Origin of the sequence: Achromobacter sp. EB05 (assembly GCF_044232075.1) — a bacterium.
In the GTDB taxonomy this organism is placed as follows: Bacteria; Pseudomonadota; Gammaproteobacteria; order Burkholderiales; family Burkholderiaceae_B; genus Achromobacter; species Achromobacter dolens.
The window spans coordinates 2,867,454-2,886,830 of record NZ_CP155917.1; the positions used below are offsets into that span (position 1 = coordinate 2,867,454).

The window sequence follows — 19,377 nt, forward strand, 5'->3', positions numbered from 1 at the left end:
CTGGGTGCCGGCCGATGGACGGCGGCGGTTGGAATCGGGCGCGAGGGGATCAGGCCGCGGCGGGCGGGGCGCGCGATTGGAACCAGGGACTGGTGACGAGCGTGGCGCCGCGCGGGGTGGGCGGCGGCGGCGTCAGCCGGGGCGGACTGCCGTTGATGACGGGAAACGAGGCTGGCAGCGTTGCGTCCAGCAGATCCCAGATATGGCAGAGGTCGCAGTGGCCGAGCTTGTCGGGGGTATGCGCGGCGTCCTGGCTGGACTCGGGTGCGTCATACAGGTGCGCCAGCGCGTGCCGGACTCCGCCCAGCGGCGCCAGCAGCAGGCAGGCGCACAGCCACGCCAGCGTCGCCCATCGGGCAAGGCGCTGAGTCGGGCGGGGGCGAAAGCCGGTGGCCGGCGGCATGGGCAGGGCGTAAAAATGGAAAAACGGAATGATATATTGTTTCCATCGCAATGACGACCCTGGCGCCGGAGATCAGGCGTCAGATGGCGTCTGGTCAGGCGGGCCAATATGGCACTTCATCGAGCGATTGGGTCGGGCATAATCGGTGCCATCGGCCCTTGCCGGTTTGATCGCCGACAGCGGCCGCTGAAAACAAGACCATAAGAAAGCGGAGTCCAGCGCATGATGAACGCAGTACACCCTTTGTCCTCGATGAACCGGCCCGAGGCCATTCCTTTCGAGCCCTACCAAGACGCGGTGGCGGCGGTCGACCGGCTGGCGGAGATCTACGCCCGCAACACGGCATTCCTGCGGGCGGCGTTCCGCGAAGTCCTGAAAGGCTCGTCCAATGGCCGCGAACGGGCCCGGGCCTATTACCCGGCCATCCGTATCCTGGTGGAAACCTACGATCCCATCGATACCCGCCTGTCGTACGGCCACGTGGCCGAACCCGGCATCTACCAGACCACCATCACCCAGCCGGCGCTGTTTCGCGACTATCTGATCGAACAGGTGGGCCAACTGCTGCAGAACCACCGCGTGGCGGTCGAGGTTGGCGAATCCGATTCGCCCATCCCGCTGCACTTCGCTTTCCCCGAGGGCGCGTATGTCGAAGGCGAGCATCTCGAGGCGCTCAAGCGCCCGCTGCGCGACCTGTTCGACGTGCCCGACCTGGCGGTGACCGACGACGCCATCGTCAACGGTTCGTGGCGCGGCAAGGAGGGCGAGCCCAAGCCGCTGGCGCCCTTCACGGCGCAACGGGTGGACTATTCCCTGCACCGGCTGCAGCACTACACCGCCACGGCGCCGGCGCATTTCCAGAATTTCGTGCTGTTCACCAACTACCAGTTCTACGTCGACGAGTTCTGCGCCCGCGCCCGCGCGCTGATGGCCAGCGGCAACGAAGACTACGAGATGCTGGTGGAGCCGGGCAACCGCATCACGCGGCGCGGCGAATCCGGCCCGGCCGACGACGGCCAGGCGCAGCGCCTGCCGCAGATGCCGGCCTATCACCTGGTGCGCGGCGACCATTCGGGCATCACGCTGGTGAACATCGGCGTGGGGCCGTCCAATGCCAAAACCATCACCGACCACATCGCGGTGCTGCGTCCGCACGCCTGGCTGATGCTGGGCCACTGCGCCGGCCTGCGCGATTCGCAGCGGCTGGGCGACTACGTGCTGGCCCACGGTTACGTGCGCGAGGACCACGTGCTGGACGACGACCTGCCCACCTGGGTGCCGGTGCCGGCCCTGGCCGAGGTGCAGGTGGCGCTGGAGCAGGCGGTCGAAGAGGTCGCCGGACTGTCCGGCTGGGACCTCAAGCGCATCATGCGCACCGGCACCGTGGCCACCATCGACAACCGCAACTGGGAACTGCGCGACCACGTCGAGCTGGTCGAGCGCTTCGCGCAGTCGCGCGCCATCGCGCTGGACATGGAGTCCGCCACCATCGCCGCCAACGGCTTCCGCTTCCGCGTGCCGTACGGCACGCTGCTGTGCGTGTCGGACAAGCCGCTGCATGGCGAATTGAAATTGCCGGGCATGGCCAGCGCGTTCTACCGCCGCCAGGTCAATCAGCACCTGGAAATCGGAATCCGGGCGCTCGAACGCCTGCGCGACATGCCGCCCGAGCGGCTGCATTCGCGCAAGCTGCGCACCTTCATGGAAACGGCGTTTCAATAGCCCCGGCGTGAATATCCCCCGCGCGGGGACGGATCCACGCCTGCCCCCGGCCGTTTCGACGACCGGGGGCAGTTGCGCTATGCTCGCGCGTTGCGTGGAAATCCCACGGCGCCCGGGGGCACAATCCGCGGGGGCTTTTTTGCTCTGAAGGAACACGACTTTGGCATTGACGGAACACGACCAGCACCGCGACGGCGGCAAGAAGGGGGCGGCAGAACCGTCCGAATTGCGCCGCGCCCTGTCGGCGCGCCACCTGACGATGATCGCGGTGGGCGGCTCCATCGGGACGGGGCTGTTCGTGGCCTCCGGCGCCACCATCGCCCAGGCCGGTCCGGGCGGGGCGCTGCTGGGTTATGTGCTGATCGGCGTGATGGTCTATTTCCTCATGACAAGCCTGGGCGAGCTGGCCGCCGCGATGCCGGTGTCCGGGTCGTTCTCGACCTACGGCGCGCGCTATGTCGAAGATGGCTTCGGCTTCGCGTTGGGCTGGAACTACTGGTACAACTGGGCCGTCACGGTGGCGGTGGACCTGGTGGCCGCGCAACTGGTGATGGCGTACTGGTTTCCCGACGTGCCGGGCGTGTACTGGAGCGCGCTGTTCCTTGCCATCACTTTCGGGTTGAATGCGCTGTCGGCGCGCGGCTTCGGCGAGGCCGAATTCTGGTTCGCGCTGATCAAGGTGATCGCCGTGCTGGCGTTTGTCGCCATGGGCGTGATGATGCTGCTGGGCATCATCCGCGGCGGCGAGGATGGCGGGGTGGCCAACTGGACCGTGGGCGACGCGCCGTTCGCCGGCGGTTTCGCCGCCCTGATCGGGGTGGCCATGGTAGTGGGCTTTTCGTTCCAGGGCACCGAACTCATCGGCATCGCCGCCGGCGAATCCAAGGACCCCGCGCGCAACCTGCCGCGCGCCGTGCGCCAGGTGTTCTGGCGCATCCTGCTGTTCTACGTGATGGCGATCCTGGTGATCGGCCTGCTGATTCCCTATACCGATCCGCACTTGCTGCGCAATGACGTCACCGACGTCAGCGTCAGTCCGTTCGCGTTGATCTTCGAACGCGCCGGGCTGCTGGCGGCGGCCTCGATCATGAACGCGGTGGTGCTGACCTCGGTGCTGTCGGCCGGTAATTCCGGCATGTACGCGGCCACCCGCATGCTCTACAGCCTGGCGCGTGACGGCAAGGCGCCGCGTATTTTCGGCCGGGTGGCGCGCAACGGCGTGCCGCTGTGGGCGCTGCTGGCCACCACCGTGGTGGCGGCGCTGTGCTTCTTCTCGTTCATCTTCAGCCCCAAGGCGGTCTACATCTGGCTGCTGAACACGTCGGGCATGACCGGTTTCATCGCCTGGCTGGGCATTGCGATCAGCCACTACCGGTTCCGCCGCGGCTACGTCAAGCAGGGCCGCAACCTGGCCGATCTGCCGTACGTGTCGCCGTTCTTCCCGTTCGGCCCGATCTTCGCTTTCGTGCTGTGCCTGGTCATCACGCTGGGGCAGAACTACCAGGCCTTCCTGGAGCATCGGATCGACTGGGGCGGGGTGGCGGCCACCTATATCGGCATCCCGCTGTTCCTGCTGATCTGGCTGGGCTACCGCCTGGTCAAGGGTTCGCGCTTCGTCAGCTACAAGGACATGACCTTCCCGGACGCCCGGGCGCGCAGCGCCTACCTGGATTCGGCCCTGCGCGGCGAGCCCGCCACGGTCGGGCCGGAGACGGCGCCCACACCAAGTACTGGCGGCCGCTGAAATGCGGGTTCCCCCGTTGTCCTGGTGCCGACGAACGGCGCCGAGGCAGCGGGTCGCCGACAGCCCGCACGAGCAGAAGCGCTACAAACGTTCAACTTACGCCAGTGCTTCCATCACCGCTTCGGGGTTCCGTTCAATCACGTTGAGCAATACCAGCGCCGGGCCTCGCGGAGAGCGGTCACCACGTTCCCAGTGCCGCAACGTCGCGGTGGAAAAGCCGAATCGGGCGGCGAATTGCTCCTGGGTCATGCCCACTTTGGCTCGTACCGCCTTGACGTCGACTTGACGGGGGCGGTGCACGCGCACGCCCCGGGTATCGCCCTCGGCATGGGCGATCGCTTCGTGCAGGCCCTGCTTGATGTTGTTGAATGTGCTGGTCATGATTGCGCTCGCCGGTTCCAGAGGTTCGTCAAGACGTCGACCAGACTGGCAAGATCATTGCGCTCCGCCTTGGTCAGATTGCCTTTGTCGCCTTTGGCAAAGAGCGTCAGCAGATATAGGGGCATCTGGTCATCGTGATAGTAGTAAACGACGCGCACGCCCGCGCGCTTGCCGTGGTCGCCGCGGCGCCAGCGCAGCTTGCGCACGCCGCCCGTGCCTTCCATGATGTCTCCGGCCTTGGGATTCCCCGCCAGATAGTCGATAAGGTCTTGGCGTTCCCGCTCGGTCAGAAGCTTGTCGGCCAAGCGAATATAAGAGGGCAGTTCGACAAGGCCGTGCATGACTTCGCGTGAGTCCTATCCTAATCCATTGGATTAGCTGATACAAGAGCAACTGGCATTGTATGGATAGGCGGCGGGCCGATCGGCGGGCCTGAGACCAATTCGTCATCCCTTTTGGGGCGAGCAGCCAATGTCGGTGGCAAGCCCGGGAATAGGAGGCGGCAGGAGGAGGTTGATCATCCGGACTGCCGGTCAAAGCAGGGCCGAAGTCCTGCCATTTGCGGCGCTGGGTGTCGGGGCTCGGCCAAGCCGAAGCGACAAAGATCGGCAATCCGGATGCGTGAGTCTTGCGTACCCGTCACTCGATGTTCTGCGCCTGTTCCCGCATCTGCTCGATCAGCAGCTTCAGGTCCATGGCGGCGCGGGTGACTTCCATGCTGCCGGCCTTGGAGCCCAGCGTATTGGCCTCGCGGTTCATTTCCTGGAACAGGAAGTCCAGGCGCTTGCCGGCGCTGCCGGCGTTTTTCTTGCCTTCGGCCTTGCCGCCGCCGTCGGTCAGCAGGTGGCGCAGCTCCGCCACGTGCGAGCGCAGGCGCGACAGTTCCTCGGCGACGTCGATGCGCAGCGCGAACAGGTTGGCTTCCTGCGACAGCCGCTCGGACAATTCGGCGCCCGAGATATGGGTGAAACCGCCGGGGAAAGCCGTTTCCACGCTTTCACGCAGCTTGGCGGCGAGCTTGTCACGGTGGTCGGCGAGCAACTGCGGCAGGTGGTTCTGCACCAGTTCGACGATGGCGGCCACGCCGTCGGCACAGTCGCGCATCATGCCGGCCAGGCGTTCGCCTTCGCGCGCGCGGCCTTCCTGCAACTGCTTGAGCGCTTCCTGGGCGGCCTGCATGCAGGCGGCGCCCCAGACCTGCGGGTCGAGCGCGTCGTTGGCGCGCTGGCCGGGCCAGTTGAACAGCTCGACCAGTCGCGGGGCGGCGATGTCGGGCAGGACGCGGCGCGCGGCCTGCAGTTGTTCGGCCAGCGTTTCGAGCCAGGCGGGGTCCAGCCTGGACAGGTCGGCGCTGACGTTGCGGGTGTAGGACACGCGGATCTCGACCTTGCCGCGCCCCAGTTGCGCCGTCAGCAGTTCGCGCAGCGGCGTCTCGACATGGCGCAGCTCGTCGGGCAGGCGGAAATAGAGGTCGAGGAAGCGGCTGTTGACGCTGCGCAGTTCCAGCGCCAGCGTGCCTTGTTCCAGATCTGCCCGGGCGTTGCCGAAGGCGGTCATGCTGCGAATCATGGTGTCGATATCCTGTTGCTTGTTTTGGATCGGGCCGCGCCGGTTCCGCCTGTCCGTCGTGCGCGGACGCGGGCGGGTATATGCAACCCGTGTATCGCGGCAGGATACTCCAAACCCGGGCGGGGCCGCGACCCGCAGCCCGTACAATGCCGCCAACCGAATCTGATTGGAGCCTTGCCATGACCACTGCCACCGCCATTGCCCGCCCGTCGGGCCGCGCCGTCGACGAACTGCGGCCGTTCAGCCTGGAGCGCGGTTTCACGCGCTACGCCGAAGGGTCGGTGCTGGTGAAGGCCGGCAACACCCACGTGCTGTGCACGGCCAGCGTGCTGGAAAAGGTGCCGCCATTCCTCAAGGGCAAAGGCGAGGGCTGGGTCACGGCCGAGTACGGCATGCTGCCGCGCGCTACCCATACCCGCGGCGACCGCGAGGCCGCGCGTGGCAAGCAGAGCGGCCGCACCCAGGAGATCCAGCGCCTGATCGGCCGCAGCCTGCGCGCCGTGTTCGATATGCGGGCGCTGGGCGAGCGCACGCTGCACCTGGATTGCGACGTGCTGCAGGCCGATGGCGGCACGCGCTGCGCCAGCATCACCGGCGCCTGGGTGGCCGCGTCCGACGCGGTCGCGCTGCTGATGCAACGCGGCGACCTGGCCGTGAACCCGATCCGCGACGCGGTGGCGGCGGTGTCGGTCGGGCTGGTGCAGGGCCGTCCGGTGCTGGACCTGGACTATGAGGAAGACTCGGCCTGCGACGCCGACGTCAACGTCATCATGACGGGCAGCGGCGCCTTCGTGGAAGTGCAGGGCACGGGCGAGGGCGCGACCTTCACGCGCGCCGAACTGGACGCGATGCTGGGCCTGGCCGAGAGCGGCATCGCCGGCCTGGTGCGGGCGCAGCGGGCGGCGCTGGCGTAAGCGGCCGGCGCGGGCCTCAGGGCAGCAGGGCGCCCACCTTGCCGGCTCGCTCCAGGTCCCAGATCGCTTTGATCAGGCCGCGCAGCTCGGCCTCGGTGGCGGCGTCGGCATAGCGGCCCAGGCTCAGCGTCTTGGTTTCGATCTCGTCGCGCGACAGGGTGTTGCCGGGATCGCCCTTGGGTTCGTCGACGCGGCCGTGCAGCACGCGGCCGTCGCGGGTATGCACCGTGACCTTGCCGATCCAGCGCTGCGGATAGGCGCCGTCGACTTCCGGATCCAGTTCCATCGTGACCCGGCCGCGGAAGTCGGCCACCGCCGGATCGTCCAGCGCGGCGTCGAATTCCGGCAGGCCGGCGCGACCCTGGCGCGCGATCAGGCCCAGCACCGTGCCCATCGAGAACTTGGACTGGTGCACCGTGCGCGGATCGACCACCGGCCCCAGCACGTCGATGGCGCCCTGGTGCACGTGCGCCACCACGCGCGCGATATCGCTTTCGGCCAGCTTGTGTTCGCGCAGCACCTGTTGCAGGGCGTCCGCCGCCGGATGGGTGTGGCGGCACGATGCATGGAACTTGAACGAGGTCTCGGCCAGCGCCCAGCGCGTGCCAAGGCGGTCGGTCAGGCGGGCCGGGTCGGCGTCGCTCGACATGCCGGCGGCCATGCCCTGCGGCCCTTCGAGGATGTGGCGCGCGCCGGTGAAGCCTTCCTGCGCCAGGTAGGCCGCGGCGATGCCGTTGGCGGCGGCGCGGGCGGTATGCAGTTGTTTGGAATCGGCGGCGTCGCGCAGGAACTCCCACAGGCCCGCCGCTTGCGTGCCGGCCGAGCCGAAGGCGTCCAGCATGGCCGCGGGCGACAGGCCCAGCAGGCGGCCGGTGGCCGCGGCGGCGGCCAGCGTGCCGGCGGTGCCGGTGGTGTGGAAGATCTTGTAGTGCGAACGGCCGAGGAATTCGCCGACGCGGATGCCGACTTCGTAGCCGGCCACGGCCGCCACCAGCAGGTCGCGGCCGCTGCGGCCCAGCGCCTGGGCCACCGCCAGCACCGGCGGGAACACCACGGCCGCGGGGTGGAACACCGACCCGTTGTGCACGTCGTCCTGCTCGACCACGTGGGCGGCGGCGGCGTTGACCATGGCGGCGAACACCGGCGAGGTGCGGCGCCGGTTGATCAGGATCTCGCTGGGGCCGTCCGCCGGCCCCATGGCGGCGGCGTAGCGGTCGATGGCCAGCACCGGGCGCGACGCGGCGCCCGCCAGGATCGAGGCCAGGCAGTCCAGCAACAGGTCTTCGGCGCGGCGCAGCACCGGGGCGGGGATGTCCTCGAAGCGCAGGTTGGCCGCGAAGGCGGCGAGGGCGGCGCTGGGATGGGAGGTGTCGGGGGTCATGGTCAGAAGGAGCGCGGCAGGCCCAGGATGTGTTCGGCGACGTAGGAGAGGATCAGGTTGGTCGAGATCGGCGCGACCTGATAGAGACGGGTCTCGCGGAACTTGCGCTCGACGTCGTATTCGGTGGCGAAGCCGAAGCCGCCGTGGAACTGCAGGCAGGCGTTGGCGGCCTCCCAGGAGGCGTCGGCGGCCAGCAGCTTGGCCATGTTGGCCTGCGCGCCGCAGGGTTCGTGCGCGTCGAACAGGCGGCAGGCCTCGTAGCGCATCAGGCTGGCGGCCTCGACGTTGATGTGGGCGCGGGCGATGGGGAACTGCACGCCCTGGTTCTGGCCGATGGGGCGGCCGAACACCATGCGTTCCTTGGCGTAGGCGGTGACCTTGTCGACGAACCAGTAGCCGTCGCCGATGCACTCGGCGGCGATCAGGGTGCGCTCGGCGTTCAGGCCGTCCAGGATGTACTTGAAACCCTTGCCTTCCTCGCCGATCAGGTTGTCGGCCGGGATCTCCAGGTTGTCGAAGAACAGCTCGTTGGTCTCGTGGTTGACCATGTTGGGGATCGGGCGGATCGACATGCCGTGCTTGACCGCCTCGTGCAGGTCCACCAGGAAGATCGACATGCCCTCGGACTTGCGCGTGACCTGATCCAGCGGCGTGGTGCGGGCCAGCAGGATCATCAGGTCGGAATGCTGCACCCGCGAGATCCAGACCTTCTGGCCGTTGATGACGTAGCGGTCGCCGCGGCGCACGGCGGTGGTCTTGATCTTGGTGGTGTCGGTGCCGGTGGTGGGCTCGGTCACGCCCATCGACTGCAGGCGCAGCTCGCCGGCGGCGATGCGCGGCAGGTATTCGCGCTTCTGCGCCTCGGAACCGTGCCGCAGCAGGGTGCCCATGTTGTACATCTGGCCGTGGCAGGCGCCCGAGTTGCCGCCGCTGCGGTTGATCTCTTCCATGATGACCGAGGCCTCGGTCAGGCCCAGGCCCGAGCCGCCGTATTCCTGGGGAATCAGCGCGGCCAGCCAGCCGGCTTCGGTGAGCGCGCGCACGAAGGCGTCGGGGTAGCCGCGTTCTTCATCGACCTTGCGGAAGTATTCGGCGGGGAATTGGGCGCACAGGTCGCGGACGGCTTCGCGGATGTCCTGGTAGGCGTGGGAGGCGTGAGGCATGGGGTGGGCTGCGATGTCGACAGTGAAATGGAATTCGGGACAGGATCGAATGTGCCGCAAGGCGCCGCGCCTGCCAATTCACAATTCATTAATACCGGGTTCCTGTTCGCAAAAGCGCATTTGTGTGACGGCCGTTCGTCATGCGGGGGGCCGGGTTGTGTCAAGAAATTGCCAAACTGCATCCCCATAATCGCGCCGATGCGCCTGTGTGGCGATGCAACAGACGGACGGATATGCGGAAAAATCTCAGGGTGACGACGGCGGTTTCCGCCATTCTGGCAGTGTTTGTGGTGCTGTTCGCGCTGGCCGCGGCGGCCGGGATCTTCGTGCTGCGCGAAAACCGCGCCGACATCGAGGCGCTGGGGCGGGGCAGTATCGAGCGCGCCAGCGACCTGTCGGACATGACCAGCAGCCTGTTCCAGGCGCGCGCCGCGCTGACCGACGCCAAGACGGCCATGGAGGGCGGGCTGGAGGAAGCCCGCGACCAGTCGCTGAACCATGCCGATGCGCTGCTCAGGCAGGCCGCTGCCAGCCTGGCGCGGCTGCGAGCCAATCCCGACACCAGCGCCCAGGGCGCGCCGCTGTTCGACCAGGCGCTGGCGGCCTATGCTGCTTTTGCCGACCAGACGCTGGCGCCCATGTTCAAGGCCATCAAGGGCTGGAACGGCATCGAGGTGAATCGATTGGTCGACAAGGTGTTGCCGGCATCCGGCTCGGCCTACGTGAAGCAGGCCGACGCCTACCAGGCCTATGCGCGCCAGCAGGGCCAGGCCGCGGTGGCCGGGGCCAGCCAGACCATGCAGCGCGTGACCGTGGTGGCCGCGGCGGTGCTGGGCTTCGTGCTGGTGCTGGCGGTGCTGATCCGGCTGGGCTTTCGCCGCCGCATCCTGCGGCCGCTGAACGAGGCCGGCGCGCATTTCGACCGCATCGCCGACGGCGACCTGACCGGCCACATCGCCGTCCATGGCGACAACGAGATCGGCGTGCTGTATTCGGCCATGCGCCGCATGCAGACCGGCCTGTCGGCGGCGGTGGCGTCGGTGCGCCATGGCGTCGAGGAGATCCATACGGGCTCGGGCGAGATCGCGGCCGGCGGCGCCGACATGTCGGACCGCACCGCGCGCCAGGCCGGTTCGCTGCAGGAGGCCGCGGCCAACATGACGCAACTGGCCCATACGGTGCAGATGACCGCAGGCAACGCCGATCTGGCCAGCCGCCAGGCGCTCAGCGCGACCCAACTGGCCCAGCGCGGCGGCCAGGCGGTGCAGGAGGTGGTGACCAGCATGCAGGGCATTGCCGACAGCGCGCGCCGCATCGGCGAGATCGTCGGGGTGGTGGACAGCATCGCCTTCCAGACCAACATCCTGGCGTTGAACGCGGCGGTGGAAGCCGCCCGCGCCGGCGAGCAGGGCAAGGGCTTTGCGGTGGTGGCGGGAGAAGTGCGCTCGCTGGCCCAGCGCAGCGCCCAGGCGGCCAGGGAAATCAAGGGCTTGATCGAGGATTCGGCCGCGCGCGTCGAGGCCGGCGTGCGCCAGGTCAACCTGGCCGGCGACACCATGCGCGACATGCTGGCCTCGGTCGACCGCGTGACCCAGATCGTGGCGGAAATCTCCAGCGCCACGGCCGAGCAGGCCGCGGGCATCGCCTCGGTCAATGACGCCGTGGCGGATATCGAACGCTCGACCCAGGAGAATGCGGCAATGGTCGAACAGACCGCCGCCGCGGCCGCCGCGCTGGAACAGCAGGCCCAGGGCCTGCGGCGCGCGGTGTCGGTATTCCAGATCGACCAGGCGACGCAGGAGGCCGCCGGGCAGGCTTCAGCGCACGAGCTGCGGCAGGGCGCCGCCGTTGTAGCGCTCGGTCACCAGCGACAGGTTCCCATGCTTGACCTTGTGCTTGACATGGGCAGCGGCCGACGCGATGTCCTCCGGGCGGATGCGCTCGCATAGGGAAGGGGTGACGGTGAGCGCGCCGACCCCCAGCGTCACGAACGGGAAAAAGCGCGGCACGCCGTAACGGTCCTCGGCCTCGATGCCGCCGTTGCGGCGGCCCTCGTCGTCGTACAGGTCGATGGCGCGCTCGTTGAACTCGGCGATGACGCGCTGGATGCGCTCGTTCCAGTCGGCGCTGCGCAGCAGCACCACGAAGTCGTCGCCGCCGACGTGGCCGACGAAATCGCGCAGCGGATCGCAGTGGCGCTTGATGATGTCGGCGGTTAGCAGGATCATGTCGTCGCCGCGCCAGTAACCGTAGACGTCGTTGAACGGCTTGAAGTTGTTCAGGTCGCCGTAGCAGATGGTGAAATCGGCGGCGTCCTCCAGCAGCGTGGCGATGTGCCGGCTGATGGGAATGTTGCCCGGCAGCGAGGTCAACGGGTTGGCGTAGCGCGCGGCCTCGATGCGCATCTCGGTCACCGAGCGCACCAGCGTCTCGCCGGTGGCCAGGCCGTCGTAGCGGCCGTCGCGGGTGATGATGAGGCCGTCCATCAGGTAGCGCTGGTCTTCCGAGATCAGCACGTGGCTCAACTGGTCGATCGACACGTCCAGGTCCACCAGCACCGGCTCGCCGTTCATGAAGGTCGAGCAGGCGTCGCGTCCGAACAGTTCGCGGGTGTAGCGCTGCGCGTAGTGTTCGGAGAAGTCGCGGCGGTTGATGATGCCCACCGGCCGGTTGTCGCCGTCGACCACCGCCACGGCGTGCAGGCTCTTGTGCTCGATGAACAGGCGGTGCACGTCGTCGTTGGTGTGCTTGTGCAGCAGCGCGGCCGGGGCCTCGACCCGCAGGCTGGCGGCGGTGCCGCCGGTCGAACGCTGCGACAGTGGGGCGGGCGCCCGCACCCGAAGCGAGTCGCGCAGCGGCGGGGTCAGTTCGGTCAGCAGGGCTTCGTCGGGGCGTCCCAGCAGCCAGCCCTGGGCGTAGCGGATCTCCAGGTCGCGCACCACCGCCAGGTCCTCGGCGGTCTCGATGCCCTCGGCCACGATGGCCGTGCCCAGGTACTGCGCCACCTTGAGGATGGCGCGCACCATGTTCTGCTTGCGATCGTCATGGCCGATGCCGTTGAAGAAGTAGCGGTCGATCTTGACCAGATCGGGCTGCATCTCGGCCCACAACTGCAGGTTGGAATTGCCCACGCCATAGTCGTCCAGGGCGATGCGCATGCCGTATTCGCGCAGGCAGGCAAAGGCGTTGCCCAGCGTCGACATGTGCTCGGACAGGGGATCCTGCTCGGTCAGTTCGACGATGATGTTGGACGGCGCCAGCGTGCAATCCTTGAGCAGGCGCAGCGGCATTTCGTCGCCCCACAGCGTCCAGTAGTGGATCAGCGCCGAACCCGACAGGTTCAGGAACAGCTTGCCGGCGGCCGCGGTCTGGTCGAAGCCCTGGGCGCCGGCCCGGAAGCTGGCCAGCTCCAGTTGCGGATGCAGGCCCTGGCGGCGGGCCTCGGCGAACAGGGCGTCGGGAAAGTGCAGGGTGGTGTCGACCGGGCCGCGGATCAGGCTTTCATGACCATAGATGCGGCTGTGCGAGAGGTCGATCACCGGCTGGAAGCGGGGGCGCAGCAGCCGTTCGCGCAGGATGCCGGCCAGGCTGACGGGGGCTGGCGCAGCGGCGCCGGCGGAATGGGTGGGCGCGCTGGCCGCAACCGGCCGTGGCAAAGCGTGAAGTGGGTTCATCGCCGGGGCGTTCAGATACGATCAGTGACAAGATTGCCCATATTGACGACGAAATATGTCTGTGTTGTTGCGCTTACACGTAACATGCCGCCCGGGGCGGTGACCGCGCCCTATACAATTTGGCCATGACTTCCCCCAAGATTCCCGATTCCCTGCGCCGCGTCGTGCTGGCATCCAACAACCCGGGCAAGCTGCGTGAGTTCTCCGCCTTGTTCGCCCCGCTCGGCATCGAGCTGGTGCCCCAGGGCGACCTGGGCGTGCCCGAGGCCGAGGAGCCCCACGTCACCTTTGTCGAGAACGCGCTGACCAAGGCTCGCCATGCCAGCCGCCTGACCGGGCTGCCGGCGCTGGCCGATGATTCCGGCCTGTGCGTGGCCGCGCTGGACGGCGCTCCGGGCGTGTATTCGGCGCGCTACGCCAAGATGCATGGCGGCGAGAAATCCGACCAGGCCAACAACGCGCTGCTGGTCGACAAGTTGGCGTCGGCGACCGACCGCAGCGCCTGTTATGTGGCGGTGCTGGCGCTGGTGCGCGGTGAAAACGACCCGCGCCCGCTGATCGGCGAAGGCCTGTGGCAGGGCGAAATCATCGACCAGCCGGAAGGCGAGAACGGCTTCGGCTACGATCCGCACTTCTACCTGCCCGACCAGGGCCTGACGGCCGCCGCGCTCGATCCCGAGGAAAAGAACCGCATCAGCCATCGCGCCCGCGCGCTGCGCGAACTGCTGAGCAAGCTGAACCAGGCTTGACCCCGGCGCGCGTGTGCGCCGCCGCCAGGAACACGAATGTCCATCACCATCCCCATCCGCTCCGAAATGGGCGCGGCCCGCTCGCGCCTGGTCACCCCGGCCGGCGCCACCCTGGCCAGCCTGCCGCCGCTGTCGGTCTATGTGCACGTGCCGTGGTGCGTGCGCAAGTGCCCGTACTGTGATTTCAATTCGCACGCCGCGCCCGGCGGCGAGATTCCCGAACGCGCCTACCTGGACGCGCTGCGCAGCGACCTGGAGCAGGCGCTGCCGTCGATCTGGGGGCGCCAGGTGGTTTCGGTGTTCATCGGCGGCGGCACGCCCAGCCTGCTGTCGGCCGCCGGCCTGGACGAATTGCTGGCCATGCTGCGCGCCTGTCTGAACATGTGGCCCGATGCGGAAATCACCATGGAGGCCAATCCCGGCACCGCCGAGGCCGACCGTTTTCGCGACTACGCCGCCAGCGGCGTGACCCGTTTCTCGCTGGGCATCCAGAGCTTCGACGACGCCCAGTTGAAGAAGCTGGGCCGCATCCACGACGCGGCCCAGGCCCGCGCCGCCATCGAGATGGCCCAGCGCGCCGCGCCGCGCGTCAACCTGGATATGATGTTCGCGCTGCCGGGCCAGACCCTGGACGCCTGCGTGGCCGACCTGCGCCAGGCCATCGGCTTCGGCACCGAGCACCTGTCGCTCTATCACCTGACGATGGAGCCCAACACCGTCTTCGCCAAGTTCCCGCCCGAGGACCTGCCGGACGACGACGCCAGCGCCGCCATGCAGGACGCGGTCGAGGCCGAGCTGGCCGCGGCCGGCCTGGCGCGCTACGAGGTTTCGGCCTATGCCCGGCCCGGGGCGCGCTGCCGCCACAACCTGAACTATTGGGAGTTCGGCGACTACCTCGGCCTGGGGCCGGGCGCCCACGGCAAACTGTCGTTCCATGACCGCATCGTGCGCGAGGCGCGCCTGCGCAGCCCGGAGTCCTGGATGCGCGCGGCCGCCGCCGGCGACGGCAGCCACCTGGCGGAGAGCCGCCAGGTCGGCCCCGACGAGCTGCCGTTCGAGTTCATGCTGAACGCCCTGCGTCTGAAGGACGGCGTCGCGGCCACGCTGTTCAACGAGCGCACCGGCCTGTCGCTGGCCGCCATCGCGCACCAATTGGAGGCAGCGTCCGCCAAGGGCCTGCTGGACGCCGATCCCACCCGCCTGCGGGCCACGCCCCTGGGCTGGCGCTTCCTGAACGACCTGCAGGAAATGTTCCTGTAGCAATAAAGCACCATGATGGGGCAATCATGCCCCATCATTTGCACCAAGATGGTGCTACATTGCCCCATGACCTCACAGGCCTCCCCGGGCAATCCCGGGGGTGGGACCTGGCACGCTTATTGCTTCCTTCTTTTATGCCAGTCGAGCGGCACAGCCCTCGACCCTTTTATCTAATGGAGATGACATGGCAAGCCCGAAAGACGTCCTGAAACAGATCGCCGACAACGAAGTCAAATTCGTGGATTTCCGCTTTACCGATACGGTTGGCCGCGAGCACCACGTGTCGGTGCCCACTTCCGCTATCGATGAAGACAAGCTGGAAAGCGGGCAGGCTTTCGACGGTTCGTCGATCCCGGGCTGGAAGGGCATCGAAGCCTCCGACATGCTGCTCATCCCCGACCTGTCGACCGCCAACCTGGATCCGTTCCGCGAAGAGCCGACCCTGATCCTGTCGTGCGACGTGGTCGAACCGTCGGACCTGAAGGGCTATGACCGCGACCCGCGTTCGCTGGCCAAGCGCGCCGAAGCCTACCTGAAGGCCTCGGGCCTGGGCGACACCGCCTACTTCGGTCCGGAACCCGAATTCTTCGTGTTCGACGGCGTGACCTGGAACACCGACATGTCGGGCACCTTCGTCAAGATCAAGTCGGAAGAGGCCTCCTGGTCCACCGGCCTGGAATTCGAAGGCGGCAACACCGGCCACCGTCCCGCGGTCAAGGGCGGCTACTTCCCCGTTCCCCCGGTCGATTCGTTCCAGGACATGCGTTCGGAAATGTGCCTGCTGATGGAACAGATGGGCGTGCCGGTCGAAGTGCACCACCATGAAGTGGCCGGCGCCGGCCAACTGGAAATCGGCACCAAGTTCAGCACCCTGGTGCAACGTGCCGACTGGACCCAGATCGTCAAGTACATCGTGCACAACGTGGCCCATGCCTACGGCAAGACCGCCACCTTCATGCCCAAGCCCGTCGTCGGCGACAACGGTTCCGGCATGCACGTGCACCAGTCGATCTGGAAGGACGGCCAGAACCTGTTCGCGGGCAACGGCTACGCCGGCCTGTCGGAATTCGCGCTGTACTACATCGGCGGCATCATCAAGCACGCCCGCGCCCTGAACGCCATCACCAACCCGGGCACCAACTCGTACAAGCGCCTGGTCCCGCACTACGAAGCCCCGGTCAAGCTGGCCTACTCGGCCCGCAACCGTTCGGCCTCGATCCGCATCCCGTACGTGGGCAACCCGAAGGGCCGCCGCGTCGAAGCGCGCTTCCCGGACCCCCTGGCCAACCCGTACCTGGCCTTCTCGGCCCTGATGATGGCCGGCCTGGACGGCGTGCAGAACAAGATTCACCCCGGCGATCCGGCCGACAAGAATCTGTACGACCTGCCGCCGGAAGAAGACGCCAAGATCCCGACCGTGTGCTCCTCGCTGGAGCAGGCGCTGGAAGCGCTGGACAACGACCGCGAGTTCCTGACCCGCGGCGGCGTGTTCAGCAACGACATGCTCAACGCCTACATCGACCTGAAGATGGCCGATGTGAACCGTCTGCGCATGACCACGCACCCGGTCGAATTCGACATGTACTACAGCCTCTGATTTCCAGGGGTTGTGGCTGGGGGAGCGCGATGATGTAGGCAGAAACCAGGGCCGACACCACGCGCACCGCCAGGTCGCCGACCGACAGCCTGTCCCGCCGGCCCTCGCGCCGGCGGGCAGGGCGGCGCACGCAAGCGCCACCGGACCGGTGTGCCGATTTCCCCCTTGTAGTCATTCGGGTACGTTGAAAATGAATGTAGAAGCTCTCGATCTGCTTGCCACGTCCGTTTTCCTGGTCAACGCACGCGGGCATATCGAATACGCCAATGCGGCCGCCGAGGATTTGTTCGGCCGTTCCCGCAAGCAGCTCTGCGGCCACTCCGCCGCCACGCTGTTCGACAATCCGGAAAACATCCAATCGTCCATCGACCGCGCCGCGGCCGGCAGGTATGCCGACGTCAGGCAACTGGCCTCATTGCGCCGCGCCGCCGAATCGGTGGAAGTGGCGGTGACCACGGTCGGCTTGAGCGGCCAGGCCTGGCCGGTGCTGATCGAGACCCGCGAGATCGAGCAGCGCGTGCTGGCCGACCGCAACCATCGCCTGGTCGACGAGATCGAGGCGCACCGCGAACTGCTGCGCAACCTCGCGCACGAAGTCAAGAATCCCCTGGGCGGCTTGCGCGGCGCCGCGCAACTGCTGGAAGCCGAGCTGCCGAGCGCGGCGCTGGCCGAGTACACCCAGGTCATCATTTCCGAAGCCGACCGCCTGCAGGCGCTGGTGGACCGCCTGAGCGGCCCGCAACGCGTGCCGCTGAACGCGCGGCCGGTGAACATCCACGAGATCTGCGAGCGCGTCTGCGCCCTGATCCAGGCCGAATTCCGCAACGACGTCACGCTGGTGCGCGACTACGACGCGTCCATGCCCGACCTGAAGGGCGACGCCGCCCGCCTGATGCAGGCGGTGCTGAACGTGGCCCGCAACGCGGCGCAGGAACTGGTCGCGCGGCCGCAGACGCCCGGACTCGAACCTGGCGTCGTCACGCTGCGCACCCGCGTGGCGCGCCAGGTCATGCTGGCGCATCGGCAGCACCGCCTGGCGCTGGAGCTGTCCATCATCGATAACGGTCCCGGCGTGCCGGACCATATCCGCGACCGCATTTTCCATCCCCTGGTCACCGCCCGCGCCGGCGGGACCGGCCTGGGCCTGAGCCTGGCCCAGGATTTCGTGCAGCAGCACGGAGGCATCATCGAATTTGAATCCCGACCCGGGCGCACCGAGTTTCGCCTGGTCCTACCGATGGAGCCCGCACTCTGATGAAACCCGTATGGATCGTCGACGACGACCAGGCCATCCGCTGGGTCCTCGAAAAGGCCCTGGCCCGCGCCGGTGTCCCCACCCGTAGTTTCTCCCAGGCCGCCGACGTGCTCGACGCGCTGGCGCACGAGACGCCCGTCGCCCTGGTTTCCGATATCCGCATGCCCGGCGGCAACGGCCTCGAACTGCTGCGCCAGCTCAAGGAACGCCATCCTGGCCTGCCCGTCATCGTCATGACCGCCTTTGCCGACCTGGACAGCACCGTGTCGGCCTTCCAGGGCGGCGCCTTCGACTACCTGGCCAAGCCCTTCGACGTGAACGAAGCGGTGGCGCTGATCCAGCGCGCCATGCAGGAATCGGCCCAGCCCGAGAGTCCCGAAGGGCAGGGCGAGGCGCAGAACAACGAACGCTGGATGATGACGCAGTCGTCGTCCACCGCCATGCAGGAAGTGTTCCGCGCCATCGGCCGGCTGGCGCAGTCCAAGGTCACCGTGCTGATCACCGGCGAGTCCGGCACCGGCAAGGAACTGGTGGCGCGCGCGCTGCACGGCCATGGCATGCGCGCCGGCGGCCCGTTCGTGGCGCTGAACGCCGCCGCCATCCCGCGCGATCTGCTGGAAGCCGAACTGTTCGGCCACGAACGCGGCGCTTTCACCGGCGCCAACACGCTGCGCCGCGGCCGCTTCGAGGAAGCCCATGGCGGCACGCTGTTCCTCGATGAAATCGGCGACATGCCGATCGAATTGCAGACCCGCCTGCTGCGCGTGCTGGCCGAAGGCAGCTTCTACCGCGTCGGCGGCGCCCAGCCGGTGCGGGTCGACGTGCGCATCGTCGCCGCCACCCACCAGCCGCTGGAGCAGCGGGTCGAGCAGGGCCTGTTCCGCGAAGACCTGTTCCACCGCCTGAACGTCATCCGCCTGCGCCTGCCCCCGCTGCGCGAACGGGTCGAGGACATCCCCGCGCTCGCCAACCACTTCCTCACCGCCAGCGCGCGCGCCCTTGGCGTGCCGGTCAAGCGGCTGACTCCGGAAGCGCTGGCAGTCCTGACCAAGTTCGACTTTCCGGGCAACGTGCGCCAGTTGGAGAACTTCTGCCACTGGCTTACCGTCATGGCCCCTGGCCAGACCGTCGAACGCGCCGACCTGCCGCCCGAAATCCGCGCGATGGAACACGCGCCGGCCGCCGGCTCCGTATCGCCGCGACCGCCCGCCAGCGCCGGCGTTGCCGCCATCGGCACCGTGGTCCAGCACTCCGCGCCCGCCGCGGCCGACGAAGCCACGCCCCGCAACTGGCAGGACTCCCTGCTGCGCGACGCGCAGTACCGCCTAGAGCGCGGCGAACCCGCCGTCATGGCGACGCTGACGCGCCAGTTCGAGAAGATCCTGCTCCAAAGCGCCCTGGACGCCAGTCGCGGCCGCCGCGTGGAAGCCGCCTCAAGGCTGGGCATCGGCCGCAACACCATCACGCGCAAGCTGCGCGAGCTGGGCATCGAGGACGAGTAGGCCGCGTTGGCCCGGACCCCGGGGCGGCCGCTGCGCCGCCCGCGGGGCGTCCTTCAGAGGAAA

15 protein-coding genes and 1 pseudogene are annotated in these 19,377 nt (G+C 67.8%); 9 read left to right on the forward strand and 7 right to left on the reverse strand.

Annotated features, from left to right (window positions below; translation table 11 throughout):
* Positions 1 to 49 precede the first annotated feature (49 nt).
* Complete coding sequence (locus AAID08_RS13200) at positions 50 to 403, reverse strand: hypothetical protein (RefSeq protein WP_054502639.1); 354 nt, start codon at positions 401 to 403, stop codon at positions 50 to 52.
* 222 nt (positions 404 to 625) lie between these two features.
* Between AAID08_RS13200 and AAID08_RS13205 the strand changes: the two genes are divergently transcribed.
* Positions 626 to 2,125: an AMP nucleosidase gene (locus tag AAID08_RS13205; protein ID WP_369815833.1), complete on the forward strand. Its 1,500-nt coding sequence runs from the start codon at positions 626 to 628 to the stop codon at positions 2,123 to 2,125.
* Positions 2,126 to 2,285: 160 nt separating this feature from the next.
* Positions 2,286 to 3,869 carry an amino acid permease gene (locus AAID08_RS13210; RefSeq protein ID WP_336236256.1) on the forward strand — a complete coding sequence of 528 codons (1,584 nt, stop codon included), beginning with the start codon at positions 2,286 to 2,288 and terminating at the stop codon, positions 3,867 to 3,869.
* 96 nt (positions 3,870 to 3,965) lie between these two features.
* Here the strand turns inward: AAID08_RS13210 and AAID08_RS13215 are convergent, their stop codons facing one another.
* From AAID08_RS13215 to AAID08_RS13225, 3 genes are all read right to left on the reverse strand, one after another.
* Positions 3,966 to 4,250, reverse strand: a complete 285-nt coding sequence (locus AAID08_RS13215; RefSeq protein ID WP_064522994.1) for a DNA-binding transcriptional regulator — start codon at positions 4,248 to 4,250, stop codon at positions 3,966 to 3,968.
* Positions 4,247 to 4,591: a hypothetical protein gene (locus tag AAID08_RS13220; RefSeq protein WP_064522992.1), complete on the reverse strand. Its 345-nt coding sequence runs from the start codon at positions 4,589 to 4,591 to the stop codon at positions 4,247 to 4,249. Before AAID08_RS13220 ends, AAID08_RS13215 begins: the two co-directional genes overlap by 4 nt.
* Before the next feature lie 298 nt (positions 4,592 to 4,889).
* A complete protein-coding gene (locus AAID08_RS13225) occupies positions 4,890 to 5,819 on the reverse strand; it encodes a YicC/YloC family endoribonuclease (RefSeq protein WP_054502637.1) in 930 nt (309 codons plus the stop codon).
* Positions 5,820 to 5,998: 179 nt separating this feature from the next.
* Between AAID08_RS13225 and rph the strand changes: the two genes are divergently transcribed.
* Positions 5,999 to 6,733: a ribonuclease PH gene (gene rph / locus AAID08_RS13230; RefSeq protein WP_054502636.1), complete on the forward strand. Its 735-nt coding sequence runs from the start codon at positions 5,999 to 6,001 to the stop codon at positions 6,731 to 6,733.
* Positions 6,734 to 6,749: 16 nt separating this feature from the next.
* Here rph and AAID08_RS13235 read toward each other — a convergent pair whose 3' ends face one another.
* A complete protein-coding gene (locus AAID08_RS13235) occupies positions 6,750 to 8,120 on the reverse strand; it encodes an MmgE/PrpD family protein (protein ID WP_395757816.1) in 1,371 nt (456 codons plus the stop codon).
* A complete protein-coding gene (locus AAID08_RS13240) occupies positions 8,117 to 9,277 on the reverse strand; it encodes an acyl-CoA dehydrogenase family protein (protein WP_054502634.1) in 1,161 nt (386 codons plus the stop codon). Before AAID08_RS13240 ends, AAID08_RS13235 begins: the two co-directional genes overlap by 4 nt.
* 233 nt (positions 9,278 to 9,510) lie before the next feature.
* On the opposite strand from AAID08_RS13240, the pseudogene AAID08_RS13245 reads away from it, so the two are divergent.
* Positions 9,511 to 10,896 (forward strand): annotated as a pseudogene (locus tag AAID08_RS13245) (methyl-accepting chemotaxis protein); the annotation flags it as partial.
* Positions 10,897 to 11,094: 198 nt separating this feature from the next.
* Here the strand turns inward: AAID08_RS13245 and AAID08_RS13250 are convergent.
* Positions 11,095 to 12,951 (reverse strand): EAL domain-containing protein, encoded by a 1,857-nt coding sequence (locus tag AAID08_RS13250; protein ID WP_231132851.1) that lies wholly within the window; start codon positions 12,949 to 12,951, stop codon positions 11,095 to 11,097.
* 125 nt (positions 12,952 to 13,076) lie between these two features.
* Here AAID08_RS13250 and rdgB point away from each other — a divergent pair, with 125 nt between their 5' ends.
* The 5 genes from rdgB to ntrC all read left to right on the forward strand — a co-directional run bounded on the left by rdgB (position 13,077) and on the right by ntrC (position 19,314).
* The gene (gene rdgB, locus AAID08_RS13255; protein ID WP_054502632.1) at positions 13,077 to 13,700 is read left to right on the forward strand and encodes an RdgB/HAM1 family non-canonical purine NTP pyrophosphatase; all 624 of its coding nucleotides are present in this window, start codon (positions 13,077 to 13,079) and stop codon (positions 13,698 to 13,700) included.
* Between the two features lie 36 nt (positions 13,701 to 13,736).
* Complete coding sequence (hemW, locus tag AAID08_RS13260) at positions 13,737 to 14,960, forward strand: radical SAM family heme chaperone HemW (protein WP_269873900.1); 1,224 nt, start codon at positions 13,737 to 13,739, stop codon at positions 14,958 to 14,960.
* A 184-nt stretch (positions 14,961 to 15,144) separates the two neighbouring features.
* Positions 15,145 to 16,557, forward strand: coding sequence for a type I glutamate--ammonia ligase (gene glnA, locus AAID08_RS13265; protein ID WP_049073515.1), 1,413 nt, complete (start codon positions 15,145 to 15,147; stop codon positions 16,555 to 16,557).
* Positions 16,558 to 16,747: 190 nt separating this feature from the next.
* Positions 16,748 to 17,812 (forward strand): nitrogen regulation protein NR(II), encoded by a 1,065-nt coding sequence (glnL, locus tag AAID08_RS13270; RefSeq protein ID WP_064522984.1) that lies wholly within the window; start codon positions 16,748 to 16,750, stop codon positions 17,810 to 17,812.
* Positions 17,812 to 19,314, forward strand: a complete 1,503-nt coding sequence (ntrC, locus tag AAID08_RS13275; protein WP_054502629.1) for a nitrogen regulation protein NR(I) — start codon at positions 17,812 to 17,814, stop codon at positions 19,312 to 19,314. Before glnL ends, ntrC begins: the two co-directional genes overlap by 1 nt.
* The last annotated feature ends 63 nt before the right edge of the window (positions 19,315 to 19,377 follow it).

Bases quoted from the DNA above. Each gene is read 5' to 3' on its own strand.
- AAID08_RS13200 (WP_054502639.1), bottom strand. From the start codon at position 403: ATGCCGCCGGCCACCGGCTTTCGCCCCCGCCCGACTCAGCGCCTTGCC.
- AAID08_RS13205 (WP_369815833.1), top strand. From the start codon at position 626: ATGATGAACGCAGTACACCCTTTGTCCTCGATGAACCGGCCCGAGGCC.
- AAID08_RS13215 (WP_064522994.1), bottom strand. From the start codon at position 4,250: ATGACCAGCACATTCAACAACATCAAGCAGGGCCTGCACGAAGCGATC.
- AAID08_RS13220 (WP_064522992.1), bottom strand. From the start codon at position 4,591: ATGCACGGCCTTGTCGAACTGCCCTCTTATATTCGCTTGGCCGACAAG.
- AAID08_RS13225 (WP_054502637.1), bottom strand. From the start codon at position 5,819: ATGATTCGCAGCATGACCGCCTTCGGCAACGCCCGGGCAGATCTGGAA.
- rph (WP_054502636.1), top strand. From the start codon at position 5,999: ATGACCACTGCCACCGCCATTGCCCGCCCGTCGGGCCGCGCCGTCGAC.
- AAID08_RS13240 (WP_054502634.1), bottom strand. From the start codon at position 9,277: ATGCCTCACGCCTCCCACGCCTACCAGGACATCCGCGAAGCCGTCCGC.
- AAID08_RS13250 (WP_231132851.1), bottom strand. From the start codon at position 12,951: ATGAACCCACTTCACGCTTTGCCACGGCCGGTTGCGGCCAGCGCGCCC.
- rdgB (WP_054502632.1), top strand. From the start codon at position 13,077: ATGACTTCCCCCAAGATTCCCGATTCCCTGCGCCGCGTCGTGCTGGCA.
- hemW (WP_269873900.1), top strand. From the start codon at position 13,737: ATGTCCATCACCATCCCCATCCGCTCCGAAATGGGCGCGGCCCGCTCG.
- glnA (WP_049073515.1), top strand. From the start codon at position 15,145: ATGGCAAGCCCGAAAGACGTCCTGAAACAGATCGCCGACAACGAAGTC.
- glnL (WP_064522984.1), top strand. From the start codon at position 16,748: ATGAATGTAGAAGCTCTCGATCTGCTTGCCACGTCCGTTTTCCTGGTC.
- ntrC (WP_054502629.1), top strand. From the start codon at position 17,812: ATGAAACCCGTATGGATCGTCGACGACGACCAGGCCATCCGCTGGGTC.